11 protein-coding genes are annotated in these 14,292 nt (G+C 73.8%); 7 read left to right on the forward strand and 4 right to left on the reverse strand.

Translation table 11 applies throughout. The features are described from left to right. Positions 1-536: acyl carrier protein (locus FDA94_RS36155; protein ID WP_137251537.1), on the forward strand; the 536-nt coding region annotated here is incomplete at its 5' end. Positions 537-550: 14 nt separating this feature from the next. Further along, on the forward strand, positions 551-3,631 hold the full coding sequence (locus FDA94_RS36160) for a type I polyketide synthase (protein ID WP_137251538.1): 3,081 nt from the start codon (positions 551-553) through the stop codon (positions 3,629-3,631). A 1-nt stretch (position 3,632) separates the two neighbouring features. Here FDA94_RS36160 and FDA94_RS36165 read toward each other — a convergent pair whose 3' ends face one another. Beyond that, positions 3,633-4,817 (reverse strand): cytochrome P450, encoded by a 1,185-nt coding sequence (locus FDA94_RS36165; protein ID WP_212735661.1) that lies wholly within the window; start codon positions 4,815-4,817, stop codon positions 3,633-3,635. 89 nt (positions 4,818-4,906) lie between these two features. On the opposite strand from FDA94_RS36165, the gene FDA94_RS36170 reads away from it, so the two are divergent. From FDA94_RS36170 to FDA94_RS36180, 3 genes are read left to right on the forward strand one after another with little or no spacing between them, the layout of a single operon-like run. Next, positions 4,907-5,989 (forward strand): enolase C-terminal domain-like protein, encoded by a 1,083-nt coding sequence (locus FDA94_RS36170; RefSeq protein WP_137251540.1) that lies wholly within the window; start codon positions 4,907-4,909, stop codon positions 5,987-5,989. Between the two features lie 47 nt (positions 5,990-6,036). After that, complete coding sequence (locus tag FDA94_RS36175; protein ID WP_137251541.1) at positions 6,037-6,945, forward strand: ketopantoate reductase family protein; 909 nt, start codon at positions 6,037-6,039, stop codon at positions 6,943-6,945. Beyond that, positions 6,942-8,117, forward strand: coding sequence for an alpha-hydroxy-acid oxidizing protein (locus FDA94_RS36180; RefSeq protein ID WP_212735662.1), 1,176 nt, complete (start codon positions 6,942-6,944; stop codon positions 8,115-8,117). Before FDA94_RS36175 ends, FDA94_RS36180 begins: the two co-directional genes overlap by 4 nt. On the opposite strand, the gene FDA94_RS36185 is transcribed toward FDA94_RS36180, so the two are convergent. From FDA94_RS36185 to FDA94_RS36195, 3 genes are all read right to left on the reverse strand, one after another. Beyond that, positions 8,112-9,455 (reverse strand): DNRLRE domain-containing protein, encoded by a 1,344-nt coding sequence (locus FDA94_RS36185; RefSeq protein ID WP_170991273.1) that lies wholly within the window; start codon positions 9,453-9,455, stop codon positions 8,112-8,114. The two genes, FDA94_RS36180 and FDA94_RS36185, sit on opposite strands and share 6 nt — an antisense overlap. A 94-nt stretch (positions 9,456-9,549) precedes the next feature. Further along, positions 9,550-10,866 carry a DNRLRE domain-containing protein gene (locus FDA94_RS36190; protein WP_137251543.1) on the reverse strand — a complete coding sequence of 439 codons (1,317 nt, stop codon included), beginning with the start codon at positions 10,864-10,866 and terminating at the stop codon, positions 9,550-9,552. A gap of 168 nt (positions 10,867-11,034) precedes the next feature. Beyond that, positions 11,035-12,099 carry a ligand-binding sensor domain-containing protein gene (locus FDA94_RS36195; RefSeq protein WP_137251544.1) on the reverse strand — a complete coding sequence of 355 codons (1,065 nt, stop codon included), beginning with the start codon at positions 12,097-12,099 and terminating at the stop codon, positions 11,035-11,037. Positions 12,100-12,254: 155 nt separating this feature from the next. Here FDA94_RS36195 and FDA94_RS36200 point away from each other — a divergent pair, with 155 nt between their 5' ends. After that, positions 12,255-12,812, forward strand: coding sequence for a TetR/AcrR family transcriptional regulator (locus tag FDA94_RS36200; RefSeq protein ID WP_137251545.1), 558 nt, complete (start codon positions 12,255-12,257; stop codon positions 12,810-12,812). Positions 12,813-12,880: 68 nt separating this feature from the next. Next, complete coding sequence (locus tag FDA94_RS36205) at positions 12,881-14,269, forward strand: RCC1 domain-containing protein (protein ID WP_137251546.1); 1,389 nt, start codon at positions 12,881-12,883, stop codon at positions 14,267-14,269. The last annotated feature ends 23 nt before the right edge of the window (positions 14,270-14,292 follow it).

The following is a 14,292-nucleotide window of genomic DNA, read 5'->3' on the forward strand; positions in this document are numbered from 1 at the left end:
CGGTACGCAGGGCCGCCCGCCACGCGCCGGTCTCGCCCGCCGGCCTGGCCGACCGCCTGGCCGCACTGCCGGGGCCCGACCGGGAGCGGGCGCTGCTGACCCTGGTCAGGGAGCAGGTGGCGGCGGTGCTCGGGCACGCCGGAGTGGACGGGGTCGCCGCCGACCAGGCGTTCAAGGAGATCGGGTTCGACTCGCTGACCTCGGTCGAGCTGCGCAACCGGGTGGCGACGGCGACGGGGCTGCGGCTGCCCACGACGCTGGCCTTCGACTTCCCGACCCCGGTCGCGCTGGCCGCCCACCTGCGCGGCCTGCTCGTCCCCGACACCCCTGAGGACACGGCGGCCGAACTCGACCGGCTGCTGGCCTCGGTGACCACCGGTGGACCCGACTTCGCCAAGATCAAAGACCGGCTGCGCGCGGCGCTGTGGCGCTGGGAGGAGGGCTCCGGCCGCCCCGGCGAGACCGACGACGACCTCACCGCGGCGACCGACGAGGAGCTGTTCCGCGCCCTGGACGAGGAGCTCGACCCGCTGTGACCCCTGGAGACGACATGACCAGCAACGAGGACCGGCTGCGCGAGTACCTCAAGCGGACCACCACCGACCTGCGCCAGGCCCGGCGCCGCATCCGCGAACTGGAGGACCGGCAGCACGAACCCATCGCGATCGTCGCCGCCGCCTGCCGCCTCCCCGGCGGCGCCGACAGCCCCGAGGCGCTGTGGCGGCTGCTCGACGAGGGCGTCGACGCCGTCGGCGGCTTCCCCGCCGACCGGGGCTGGCACCTCGACGCGCTGTACGACCCCGACCCGGACCGCCCCGGGACGGCGTACACGAAAGAGGGCGGTTTCCTGTACGACGCCGCGGAGTTCGACGCGGCCTTCTTCGGCATGGGCCCGCGCGAGGCGACCGCCACCGATCCGCAGCAGCGGCTGCTGCTGGAGACGTCGTGGGAGACCTTCGAACGGGCCGGGATCGCGCCGGGCTCGCTGCGCGGCAGCCGGACCGGCGTGTTCGCCGGAGTGGTGTCGCAGGCCTACGTGCCGCCGCCCGACCGGGTGCCCGACGGCTTCGAGGGCCACCTGATGACCGGCAACGCGACCAGCGTCGCGACCGGCCGGATCGCCTACCACCTGGGCCTGGAGGGCCCGGCGGTGACCGTCGACACGGCCTGCTCGTCGTCGCTGGTGGCCATGCACCTGGCCGCCCAGTCGCTGCGGCGCGGCGAGTGCGACCTGGCGCTGGCGGGCGGGGTCACGGTGATGGCCACCCCGGTGCTGCTGGTCGAGTTCAGCCGCCAGCGCGGCCTGGCACCCGACGCCCGCTGCAAGGCGTTCGCGGCCGCCGCCGACGGCACCGGCTTCGCCGAGGGCGTCGGCCTGCTCCTGCTGGAACGCCTCTCGGACGCCCGGCGCCACAACCGGACCGTCCTGGCCGTCCTGCGCGGCTCGGCCGTCAACCAGGACGGCGCGTCGAACGGCCTGACCGCCCCCAACGGCCCGACCCAGGAGCGGGTGATCCGCGCGGCCCTGGCCGACGCCCGCCTCGCCCCCGAGCAGGTCGACGCGGTCGAGGCGCACGGGACGGGGACCCGCCTGGGCGACCCGATCGAGGCGGGGGCGATCCTGGAGACGTATGGGCGGCACCGGGCGGAGCCCCTGTGGCTGGGCTCGGTGAAGTCGAACATCGGCCACACCCAGGCCGCCGCCGGGGTGGCGGGCGTCATCAAGATCATCGAGGCGCTCCGGCACGAGGTGCTCCCCCGCACCCTCCACGTGGACCAGCCGACCCCGCACGTCGACTGGGAGAGCGGCGCGGTCCGCCTCCTCAGCGACCCCGTGCCGTGGCCCCGTGGGGAACGACCCAGGCGAGCGGGGGTCTCGTCCTTCGGCATCAGCGGCACCAACGCCCACGTCATCATCGAGGAGGCCCCGGCCGAGGACCCCGCACCCGTGCCGGGAGACCCTGAGCCCGGTCCTCCCGCCGCGCCGTGGCCGCTGTCGGGCCGCACCGAGACCGCCCTCCAGGCCCAGGCGGCCCGCCTGCTCGACCACCTGACCGTCCACCCGCACCTGGACGACGCCCAGGTCGGCCGCACCCTGGCGCTGGGCCGCACCCCGCTCAAGCACCGGGCCGTCGTGCTCCCCGGCGACCGCGACCAGCGGCTGCGCGCCCTGGCCGACCTCGCGGCGGGCCGATCGTCACGGCACCTGATCCGCGCGGTGGCCGCCGAACGCGCCGGAACGGCCTACCTGTTCACCGGCCAGGGCAGCCAGCGCCCTGGCATGGGCCGTGGCCTCTACGAGGAATGGCCGACCTTCGCGGCGGCCTTGGACGAGGTCGCCGCCGCCTTCGCCCCCCACTTGGACCGCCCGCTGAAAGATCTGCTGTTCGCCCCGCTGGAGGGCGCAGGCCGGGGAGCCTCTGACCGGGGACCCGCCGGCCCGAGCGCCGCGCTCCTCGATCGGACCGAGTACGCCCAGCCCGCCCTCTTCGCGCTGGAGATCGCCCTGTTCCGGCTGCTGGAGCGGCTCGCCCCGCCCCCCAGCAGAGTCGCCGGGCACTCGCTCGGCGGGCTGGCCGCCGCGCACGCCGCCGGGGTCCTCTCCCTGGACGACGCCTGCGCGCTGGTCGCCGTGCGGGCCCGGCTGATGCAGGCCCAGCCCGAGGGCGGCGCGATGACGGCCGTCGAGGCGACCGAGGCCGAGGTCGCCGGGGCGCTGGCGGCGTACAAGGGCCGGGTGGACGTGGCCGCCGTCAACGGGCCGACGGCGGTGGTGATCTCCGGCGACGCAGACGCGGTCACCGAGATCGCCGCCGGGTTCACCGCGCGGGGCCATCGCACCAGCAGGCTCCGGGTCGGCCACGCCTTCCACTCGCCGCACATGGACGGCGCGCTGGCCGCCTACCGCGAGGCCCTGACCAGAGTGACCTTCCGGGAACCGGTCATCCCCCTGGTCTCGGAGGTGACCGGCCGCGAGGCGGCGTACACGGAACTGAAGGACCCCGACTACTGGGTGCGCCACCTGCGCTCCACGGTCCGGTTCGGCGAAGTGGTCGAGACCCTGCGCGCCGCCGGGGTGAGCACGTTCGTCGAGGTCGGCCCCGACGCCGTGCTCACCCCGATGGCGGCGCGCGCGCTGCCCGACGACGCGCTGGTGCTCCCGGCGCTGACCCGGGACCGGCCCGAGCCGGAGGCGGTGGCCTCGCTGGTGGCCCGGCTCCACGCGGCGGGCGGCGCGGTGAACTGGGAGGCCTGGCACACGGCGGGGCCGCCCGCCGACCTGCCGACCTACCCGTTCGAGCGCGGCCACCACTGGTGGCCGTCGGACACCCTGCCCCCGGCGACCACCCTCCCCGGCCCGGCCGCCCCCGAGGAGCGACCGGCCGTGGCGACCCTGCTCGACCTGGTCAGGGTGCACGCCGCCGAGGTGCTCGGCCACACCGCACCCGACCTGATCGGCCCGGAGGACAACTTCCTGCACATCGGCTTCTCGTCGTTCAGCGCCCTGGAGGTGCGCAACCGGCTGTGCGAGGCGACCGGGCTGACCCTGCCGCCCGTGCTGCTGTACGACTACCCGACCCCCGCCGCCGTCGCGAGCTTCCTGGAGGAACGGCTCGCCGTCACCCCGTAAGTCACCACGTGACGGGCAGCCGGTGGATGCCCTGCACGGACCCGCCCGGCTTGACCCCGAGCGCCTCGACGGGCTCGGTGAGGCGCAGGCCGGGCAGGCGGGTGACCAGCTCGCGCAGCCCGATCTCGAGTTCGGCGCGGGCCAGGTTCTGCCCGATGCACTGGTGCACGCCGTGCCCGAAGGCCAGGTGCCCGCGCGCGTCGCGGGTGAGGTCGAGCGTGTCGGGGTCGGTGTAGACGCGTTCGTCCCGGTTGGCGGCGGCGTTGGGCAGGTAGACGCCGTCGCCGGCGCGGATCGTCACCCCGCCGACCTCGATGTCGGCGGCGGCGACCCGCTGCAGCTCGTCGGCGACCGACAGGAACCGCAGCAGCTCCTCGACGTGGTCCTTGGCCCGGTCGGGGTTGTCGCGCAGCACGGCGAGCTGGTCGGGGTGCTCCAGCAGGGTCAGGATGCTCAGCGCCATCATGTTGGCGGTCGTCTCGTGCCCGGCGACCAGCAGGAACATCGAGATCGAGGAGACCTCGGCGCGGGTCAGCTGCCCGGTCGCCAGCCGCTCCCTGATCAGGGTGTCGACCACGCCCTCGCCCGGCTCGGCGAGCTTCAGGTCGATCAGCTCGTCGAAGTAGGCGGTCAGCGCCACGGCCGCGTCGGCCGCGTCCTGGGCGCTGCTGGTCGCCATCAGCATCTTCCTGGTCTGCGCCTCGAAGAAGTCGTGGTCGGCGTACGGCACCCCGAGCAGCTCGCAGATCACCGTCGACGGCACCGCGAGCGCGAAGTCGGGCACCAGGTCGGCCCCCGGCCCCTTGTCGAGCAGCGCGTCGATCCGCTCGGTGACGATGCGCAGGATCACCGGCCGCAGCGTCTTGAGGCCGTTGACGGTGAAGCTCGGCGCGAGCATCCGCCGCTGCACGTCGTGCTCGGGCGGGTCCATGCCGACGAGGGCGACCAGCTTGGAGGCGGCCATCCGGGGCACCAGCACCGGGAAGTCGGCCCGCGACCGGTCCGACGAGAGCCGGGGGTCGAGCAGGAGCGCCCGCGTCTCGGGGTGCCCGGTGATCACCCAGGCGACCCGGCCGTCGTACAGGCGGACGGGCGCGGCGACGCCGGTGGCCCGCAGCCGTTCGTATCCGGCGGGCGGGTGGTAGGGGCAGCCGCGGTTCATGGGGAAGTCGAGGATCTCACTCATGCGCCGGAGCATCTACGGCGGCGCTGAAGTCGCGCTGAATTCAGCAGGGCTTTAACGGCGGCAGAGGGTTCCCGTGGTGGGCTGGGGGGGTGGAAGCCGAGACGATCTCGCGGGTGCGGGCGCGTCCGGTGGTCGTGCCGATGGCGCGTCCGCTGCGCACCGCGTCGGGGTCGGCCACGGCCGCCCCGCTGGTCCTGTTCGACGTGGTCACCGGCGGCGGCGTGACCGGCCGCTCCTACGTGTTCGCCTACGACGCGGCGCTGCTGCCCGCGCTCGTCTCGGTGGCCGGGGAACTGGCCCCCGGGCTGACCGGGAAGTCGCTCGCGCCCGGGGCCCGGATGCGGGAGTTCCAGGCCAGGTTCCGGCTGCCCGGCCTGCAGGGGATCGCCGGCATGGTCGTGTCGGGGATCGAGATGGCCCTCTGGGACGCCCTCGGCCACCTCACCGGCCTGCCGGTCGCCACTCTGCTCGGCGGGGAGCCGACCCCGCTGAGGGCCTACGACAGCTACGGGATGATGGACCCGGTCCAGGAGGAGAAGGCCCTCCGGGGCTCGGTCGAGAGCGGGTTCCGGGCGGTCAAGATCAAGCTCGGCCACCCCGACGCGGCCCGCGACGCCGAGGTCGTGCGGCGGGTCCGCGAGATCATCGGCCCCGACGTCGACCTCATGGTCGACTACAACCAGTCGCTCACCCCGCAGGAGGCCCGCCGCCGCCTCGGCCGGCTGGCCGAGTTCGGCCTCTACTGGGTGGAGGAGCCGGTCCGCGCGGAGGATCTCGCCGGGCACGCCTATGTACGCCGCACCACCGACGCCAGGATCCAGACCGGCGAGAACTGGTGGTTCCCGGCCGGCTGCCGCGCCGCCGTCACGGCGGGGGCCTGCGACTTCGCCATGTTCGACATCATGAAGATCGGCGGCTTCACCGGCTGGACGCTCGCCGCGGGCCAGGCCGAGGCGGCCTCGCTGCCCGTCTCCAGCCACCTGTTCGTCGAGGCGAGCGCGCACGCCATGACGGTCACCCCGTCGGCCGACTGGGTGGAGCACCTCGACCTCGCCGGGCCGGTCGTGCGGGAGCCCTGCCGGCCGGTCGACGGCCGGATCACCGCCCGGGGGCCGGGGCTGGGCCTCGTCTGGGACGAGGACGCGGTGGCGGCGTACCGGCCGAGGTTTTGACCATTCCTGGATTGTGGTGGAAAACGTATTCTGTATACGTTTCTGTGATGAAGATCCTGGTCGTGGGGGCAGGAGCGGTCGGCGGATACCTCGGCGGCCGCCTCGTTCAGGCGGGCCGAGACGTCACCTTCCTGGTCCGCCCCAAACGGGCCCGGGTCATCAACGGGCGCGGGCTGCGGATCGTGGGGCTGGGCGAGGAGACGACGCTCCATCCGCACACGATCCTGGCGAACGAGATCACCTCGACGTTCGATCTGGTCCTGGTCTCGGTCAAAGCCGCCGCGCTGCGGTCGGCCATGGACGACTTCGCCCCGGCCGTCGGGCCGGACACGCTCATCCTGCCCGTGCTCAACGGGATGCGGCACGTCGACGAACTCGCCGAGCGGTTCGGCGAGCGGCGGGTGCTCGGCGGGGTCGTCGTGGTGAGCACCACCCTCGACGCCGACGGCGACATCCTCCGGCTCGCCGACGTGCAGAGCCTCACCTACGGCTCCCGCTCCGGGCCCCCGCCCGACCAGCTCGTCGGCATGCTCGGCGGGGCCGGGTTCGAGACCCGCCTCGCCGCCGACATCATCGGCGAGATGTGGGCCAAATGGGTGTACATCGCCGCGACCGGCGCGGTGACGTGCCTCATGCGCGGGACGGTCGGGGAGGTCGCGTCCACCCCCGGAGGGGTGGAGTTCGCCCGCGCGGTCGTGGCCGAATGCGCCGCCGTCGCCGAGGCCGCCGGGCATCCGGTGCCACAGGAGGCGCTCGACGGCACCCGCCAGACGGTGACCGCGCCCCACTCGTCGCTGACGTCGTCGGCCTACCGCGACCTGATCCGCGACCGGCCCGTCGAGGTCGAGGAGATCTTCGGCGACCTCGTGCGGCGCGCCCGGCAGCTCGGCGCGCCGGTGCCGCTGCTCAGCCTGGTCACCCTCAACCTCCGCGTCTACCAGGGACGACGTGCGTGACCCCGCAGTTCGGCGACTACCAGAACGAGATCTACTCGGGCGGCCTGCGCGGGCTGGTCCCACCGCTGCCGATGACCTTCGCCGACCTGGAGGCCAAGGCCGAGGCCACGCTGCCGCCGTCGATCTGGTCGTACGTCGCGGGCGGCGCGGGCGACGAGCACACCCAGCGGGCCAACGTCGCGGCCTTCCGCCGCTGGGGGCTGGTCCCGCGCATGCTGGCCGGCGCCGCACGGCGCGACCTCTCCGTCGAGCTGTACGGAATGCGCCTGCCCACCCCGGTCTTCCTGGCCCCGATCGGGGTCGTCGGCCTGTGCGCCCAGGACGGCCACGGCGACCTTGCCACCGCGCGGGCGGCGGCCCGCACGGGCGTCCCGATGATCGCCTCGACGTTCTCCGTCGACCCCCTGGAGGGGATCGTCCCCGAGCTGGGCCCGACGCCCGGCCTCTTCCAGCTCTACACCCCGGCCGACCGCGACCTCGCCGAGAGCCTGATTCACCGCGCCGAAGCGGCCGGGTTCCGGGCCCTGGTCGTCACGCTCGACACCTGGGTCACCGGCTGGCGTCCCCGCGACCTGAGCACCGCCAACTTCCCCCAGCTCAGGGGCTACTGCCTGGCCAACTACACCACCGACCCGGTCTTCCGGTCGCGGCTGCCCCGCACCCCAGAGGACGACCCGCAGGCCGCCACCGCCCACTGGGCGAAGATCTTCGGCAATTCGCTGGCCTGGGACGACCTGCCCTGGCTCCGCTCGGCCACCCGGCTGCCGCTGCTGCTGAAGGGGATCTGCCACCCCGACGACGCCCGCCGCGCCAAGGACGCCGGAGTCGACGGGATCTACTGCTCCAACCACGGCGGCCGCCAGGCCAACGGCGGCCTGCCCGCCCTCGACGTCCTCCCCGAGGTGGTCGAGGCCGCCGACGGGCTGCCGGTGCTGTTCGACTCGGGCGTCCGCTCGGGGGCCGACGTGGTGAAGGCGCTGGCCCTCGGGGCGACCGCCGTGGGCGTCGGCCGCCCCTACGCCTACGGGCTCGCGCTCGGCGGCGCCGACGGGATCGTCCACGTGCTGCGGACGATCCTCGCCGAGGCCGATCTGATCATGGCCGTCGACGGTTACCCGTCCGTCGCCGACCTGACGCCCCAGACCCTCCGGCGGGTGCCGGCCGGATCATGACGCCTGCACGGCGACCGTGACCTTCCGCCACGCCGACCACTCCGAGACGAGCGGGACCTCCACCGCCTCCGAGCGGACCCGCCAGCGGATCCGCCAGCCGTCGGCCAGCGCCCCCTCGGGCAGGGCGACCTCCCCCGGCCGGCCCGCGGGCTGGGCCGCCGGGGTGAGACCGGCCCAGATCTGGCCGACGCCCTGCTCCGGCAGGTCCGGGTCGTGCTCGACCTCGAAGCGGGCGCGCAGCGTGAAGCCGTACGGGTGGGTGAGGAAGGCCCGCAACGTCGGGGTGAGGCTCGACGTCACCGCCACGTCGCCCTTGCGCACCGACGGCACGACGACCGGCGCGAGCACGCCGGGGGGAACCTCGTGCACCTCGCCGTACCGCCAGGCGGTCCAGGGCGTGACGTGCCCCGACGCCGGGGCGTGATCGCGGCCCCGCCAGCGGATCTGCCAGCCCTGCTGGAGCACGCCCTCGGGCACCCGGGCGACCGCCCGCTCGCCCCCGGTGGCCAGGTCGGAGACGGCGGTCCAGATCCGGCCGGCGCCCTGGTCCGGCACGGCCGGGTCGTGCTCGATCTCGAACTCCGCCCGCAGGTCGCCGCCGAGCGGATCGGACTGGCCGCCGATCAGCTGCGGCGTCAGCGAGGAGACCGTGGTGACGCCGCTCTGCACGTGGACCGGCGCGATCTGGACGGTCCGCGTCACGACCACCGTGCCGGTGTCCACGGTGACCGTCAGGACGGGCGGGGCGAGGTCGGCGCTCTCGGCCGACGCGAAGACCCAGTGGCCCTCGTCGACGTTCTCGTCCGGGCCCTGGACGGCCAGGCCGTAGTTCTGCGCCCCGCCCGCCCAGGCCCGCACGATGTCGGTGACCGGCCATTCGAGGAAGGCGGGCGCGGTCTCGCAGTCCGCACCCGCGATCGAGGCGCCGTCGGGCGTCGAAGCGGGCGTGTCGCCCCAGTGCAGGTCCTCCTGCACCCACGCGGTGGTCACCCGGCTGACCTGGAGGCCCTCGTGCGCGCCGGGGTGGCAGGCCGGCGCGGAGTCGACGGTCAGCCGCAGCGTGGCCGAGGTGACGCGGCCCTCCACGGGCACCAGGTCGAACTTCAGATAGGCGCGGCCCTCGGTCCCGTCGGGGAAGTCGCCGACGTAGTGGCGCGGGGCGTACGGCGGCGCCGGAGACCCCGCCCCGTCGCTCGACGCCACGCCCACGTCGGCGAGCGGGACGGTCTCCGTCGTGACGTCGGCGTGGGCGGCCGGGACGGCGGTGAGGCCGGTCGTCACGAGCGTGGCGGCCAGCAGGGAGAGAGCCCTCCGTCGCAGGAGGGACGTGCCAGACATCATCGAGCTCCTCGGGGTGCGGAGATGACCGATCACATCGCGGTGGCGTCCGCCGGGCGGATGCGCCCCCGCAGGGCACCCGCCCGGCGGTCGCTCACTGGGTCAGGCCGACGGTGAAGGTCTGCCACTCGGACTGCGACGCGAACGGGCCGGCGTTCGCGCGGACCCGCCAGCGGAGCCGCCAGCCGTCCTGCAGAATCCCCTCGGGCACGGTGACCTGCGTCTGCGCCCCCGAGGCGGTGGCGTCCGGTTCGGAGCCCGACCAGATGTATCCGGTGCCCTGCTCCGGCGCGGCCGGATCGTGCTCGATCTCGAAGGCCACGTGCAGCGGCTCGATGAACGGGTGGCTCGCGGTGGCCCGGAACGTCGGGGTGAGGCTCGTGGTGACCGTCACGCCGTCCGACTGGTGCGAGGGGGTCATCTCGGGCCCGGTGATCTCGGGGACGACGCTGGACAGGGTGGCGGACTGCCACGGCGACCAGTCGGAGACCGTGCCCGCCGTCACGTTGTGGGCGCGGACCCGCAGGCGGAGCCGCCAGCCGTCCTGGAGGATCCCCTCGGGGACCCGGACCGTCGGCTTGCCGGCGTCGGTCGTCTGGTTCGAGGTGGCGGTCCAGATCAGCCCGGTGCCCTGCTCGGGCACGGCGGGATCGTGGTCGATCTGGAACTCGGCGGTCAGCCGTCCGCCGGCCGGGTCGCGCACCTGCGTGTAGACCTGGGGCGCCGTCGAGGCCAGCCACATGTGATCGCCGTCGCGGTGACTCGACGAGACGTACAGCCCGTTCGTGGACGGCGTCGAGGGGACCTCCATCGTGACCAGGAGGCGCGGGACGGGGTGGTCCTGGGTCTCCGAGGACGCCAGGTACCAGACACCGTCGTCGGTGGACTCGTCCGGAGAGCCGAGCACCAGGCCGTGGTTCTCCGCGCCCGCCGCCCAGTCCTGGACGATGCCCGTGACCGGCCACTCCGTCTCACCGGCCGCGACCCCGCAGGGGAGGTCGGCGAGGGCGGTGACCGCGTCCTCGGGCACCGAGACGGGCGTGTTGCCCCAGTGCAGGTAGTCGGCGGACCAGGCCTCGCCGACCCTGCGCACCTCGATCCCCTCCCTGGCCACGTGCCCGCACGACGGCGTCTTGACGGCGGAGAGCCGCAGCGCGGCCGACTGGATCACACCCTCGGGCAGCGAGGACAGGTCGAACCGCAGATAGCCCCGGGCGTCGGAGAGCCGGCTCCCGCCCACGAGGAGGAACGACGAGTCGGGATGGGCCGGAGCGGCGTGGTTGTCGCGCGTCATCACGTGGACGTCGTCGACCGCCCCGAGGGTCTTCACGACGACGAGGGTCGGCGTGTCGGCCGCCGCCGGCGCGGGGACGACGGCCGGTGCGGCCACCGTCAGGGCGGCGAGGAGCATGGGGAGTGCCCTCCTCCGCAGGAGGGATGGCGCAGACATCATCGAGCTCCTTGGGACGCGGAGATGATCATTGGCATCGCGCAAGGACGTTAACAAAATCCCCGAATAACCGAAATATTGACATTTCGGAATTGAAATTCGAAAGGACCGACAAACCCCGTCTATTGATTAACGGTACGGCCCGGTCACCAGCAACCGGTCGGTCGACTCGTCGGCGCGCGTGCCCGTTTCCGGGTTGATCAACCGTCCCGGCGATATGTGCGTCGCACCCGCTCTGACCAGCAATGTCGTGCCCGGGATGTGCGCCGTGACGCCGCTGCCCGTATAGGAGAAGAGACCGAGGGCCCGGCCCGGCGGCGGTTCGGGCGCGGCGACCTTCGTCCATTTCCCGGCGCGGTTGCGCCAGAGCGGCTGGTCGAGGCCGTAATCGAACCACACGCCCCCGGCCCCGTCGGGCTCGATGCCGTCCGGCGGACGGGTGCGCGGCGGGGTCAGCGTCGTCCACTTCGCGCCGCGGCGGTGCAGGACGGGCAGACGGTCGCCGTCGAGCACCGAGTGCCCGGAGAGCCAGAGGTCGCCGCCCTTGCCCACGACGAGGTCGTCGATCTGGAGCATGCTCCGGGTGTTCGCGGATACGGAGACCGGCACCCGGTCGAGGGCGCGGCCGTTCCAGCGCAGCACGGCGGGGGTGCTGCGGCCGAGCGGGTCGTGGTCGGCCGTACCGGTCTCGTGGCGGCCGACCACCCAGACCGCTCCCCCTTGGACGCGGATGCCGCTGACCTTGAGGTCGGCCGGAGCCGGCACCGGATGCCAGCGCCTGCCGTCGTACCGGCTCAGTCTCCCCTGCTCCGACAGCCAGGCCCCGCCGGGAACGGCGGCGAGTATCACGTGGGCCCGCTTCGCGACCGACCGCATGGCCCGCCAGCTCTTGCCGTCCCAGCGATGCGCCTGACCGGAGGTGAGGGCCCAGACGTCGCCGGACGGCGTGGCGGACAGGGCGGTGATCGCGCCGGGCGTCGGCATCGACCACCACCGCCTGCCGTCGAAGCGTTCCAGCAGGGCGGGCCGGTAGGCGGCGGCCCAGATGTCCTTCGCGCCGACGGCCGCCACCTGGCCGAAGGAGTCATGGCCCTTCTTCGGCGGGAGCGGCGCGGCCCGCCACGGCGACGCCGCGCCGACCGAGGCCGCTCCCATGCCGCCCGCCAGCACCGCGGCCATCACGGCTGTCCACATGATCTGCCCCCATCGCCCCGGAAGGTTCCGATTATTCCAATGGATGCGGGGCTTTTCGTCGTTTCGTCAAGATCGATACCGCCGCCGGCGTCTGGCCGGACACGACCCGGAATACACAAACGTCTTATACGTTTGTATAGATATAGCATCATGCGGTGGGACACAGGGAAGATCTCCTCGCGGGCGCCAAGAAGTGTCTTTACGAGCGGGGCTACGCGCAGACCACCGCGCGTGACATCGTCGCCGCCTCCGGCACCAACCTCGCCTCCATCGGCTACCACTTCGGCTCGAAGGAAGCGCTGCTCAACGCCGCCCTGATGGAGGTCCTCACCGATCTCGGCCGCAGCCTCGACGCCGCCGTCGCGGGCGGCGACCGCGGCGACCACGCGGGCGGGCTCGGCGAGACCTGGCGGCTCGTGCGCGAGTCGTTCGCGGAGCACCAGCCGATCTGGGTGGCCGGCATCGGGGCCTACGTCCAGTCGCAGTACTCCCCCGACCTGCGCGACCTGCTCGCGCCCATCGTGCGGGGGATCCTCGGGCAGCTCGCCGAAGAGGTGCCGGGGGCCGACGAGAAGAGCGCGAAGGCGATCGCGTCGATCCAGCTCGCGCTGCTGACCGGGCTCGTCCTGCAGTGGGTGGTCGACCCCGACCACGCGCTGACCGGCCCCGAGCTGGCCGAAGGGCTGCGGGCGCTCACCGGGCCGACCGGCTGATCCACCGTGTGACACGGCGTTCCACGCGGGTGGACCGGCGAGGGAACGCCTCACCCGGTGTGAGAGCGATGAGGTTTCTGGCCGCCGTGCTGGCGGTCGTCGCGGCGCTCGCCGCGTTCACGCCCGAACCGCAGTGGACGGGCGTCAAGTTCTGGGCCTGGGGGCTCAACTCCAGCGGCCAGTTCGGCAACGCCACCACCGCCGACAGTCCCGTCCCGACGCTGGTGGGCAGGCTGCCGGGCCGTCCGCACGGTTCGGCCCGCATCCGGCAGGTGGCGACCGGGGGCACGTTCAGCGCCGGGATCAACGACCGGGGGGTCGTGTTCCTGTGGGGCGAGCTGCCCGGCGTAGTCTCCTCGACCACCCCGCGGGAGGTGACCGGCCTGCCGTTCGTCAGTTCGGTCTCCGTGGGCGACCGGCACGTCCTGGCGCTCGACTCCGACGGGACCGTCTGGGCGTGGGGCGACAACACCTACCGGCAGCTCGGTGACGGCACGACCGTCAGCAGGCCCATCCCGATTCAGGTCCCCGGCCTGACCGGCGTGCGCGGCGTGTCGGCCGGATACCGCCACAGCCTGGCCGTGAAGACCGATGGGACCGTCTGGGCCTGGGGCCACAACGGCTTCGCCGAACTGGGCGACGGCACCACGGTCAACCGGCCCACGCCGGTCCGGCTCACCGGCGTCTCCGACGTCCTGACCGCGCACGCCTCCCGCAGCGGCGTCCACTCGGCCGCGCTGAAGTCCGACGGCACGGTGTGGACGTGGGGCTCCAACGCCTCCGGCCAGCTCGGCATCGGGGCGGCCCCGAGGTCGTACGTGCCGGTCCGGGTCCCCGGCGTCGTGAACGCCCAGATGGTCCTGCCCGGCGAACGGTCGACGTTCGCCATCGCCGAAGGCCGCCTGTACGCCTGGGGCGACAACACCTCCGGCCGCCTCGGCGACGGCACCACCCTGCCCCGACGCACCCCGGTCGTCACCCCGATCGCGAACCTGACCTGGGCCGACCCCGGCACCGGCGGCACCTCGGCCGGCGTCACGGCCGACGGGACCGTGCTGACCTGGGGCGACAACACCCACGGCGCGCTCGGCACGGGCTCGGCGGCCCCCTACGAGACGACCGCGCACCCCGTCGCCGGCCTCACCTCCCGGGTGAGCACGATCTCGGTCGGCCGCTCGACCGCCCTGGCCCTGGTCGGCAACCAGCCCGACCCGACCCCGACGAGCCCGCCGACGGTCGTGCCCGTCCCCGACGTGACCGGCCTGTTCGAGGACACCGCGATCACCCGGATCACCGGCGCCGGCCTGACCGTCGGCTCGGTGACCTACTGGGTCGACCGGCTCTGCAACGAGGTCGACCAGGTGACCGCCCAGGATCCCGCCCCCGGCGTCCTCGTGCCCCCCGGCCACGAGGTGAACCTCACCGTCGCCACCGCCCCGGACGGACCGTGTCCGTGAGCGGCCGGACGGCCCCGCCGCCC

The organism is Herbidospora galbida (assembly GCF_005233835.1).
GTDB classification, from domain to species: Bacteria; Actinomycetota; Actinomycetes; order Streptosporangiales; family Streptosporangiaceae; genus Herbidospora; species Herbidospora galbida.

Coding starts and splice junctions, on each gene's coding strand:
- FDA94_RS36175 (WP_137251541.1), top strand. CDS start 6,037: ATGAAGATCCTGGTCGTGGGGGCAGGAGCGGTCGGCGGATACCTCGGC.
- FDA94_RS36185 (WP_170991273.1), bottom strand. CDS start 9,455: ATGTCTGGCACGTCCCTCCTGCGACGGAGGGCTCTCTCCCTGCTGGCC.
- FDA94_RS36190 (WP_137251543.1), bottom strand. CDS start 10,866: ATGCTCCTCGCCGCCCTGACGGTGGCCGCACCGGCCGTCGTCCCCGCG.
- FDA94_RS36205 (WP_137251546.1), top strand. CDS start 12,881: ATGAGGTTTCTGGCCGCCGTGCTGGCGGTCGTCGCGGCGCTCGCCGCG.
- FDA94_RS36165 (WP_212735661.1), bottom strand. CDS start 4,817: ATGAGTGAGATCCTCGACTTCCCCATGAACCGCGGCTGCCCCTACCAC.
- FDA94_RS36160 (WP_137251538.1), top strand. CDS start 551: ATGACCAGCAACGAGGACCGGCTGCGCGAGTACCTCAAGCGGACCACC.
- FDA94_RS36195 (WP_137251544.1), bottom strand. CDS start 12,099: ATGTGGACAGCCGTGATGGCCGCGGTGCTGGCGGGCGGCATGGGAGCG.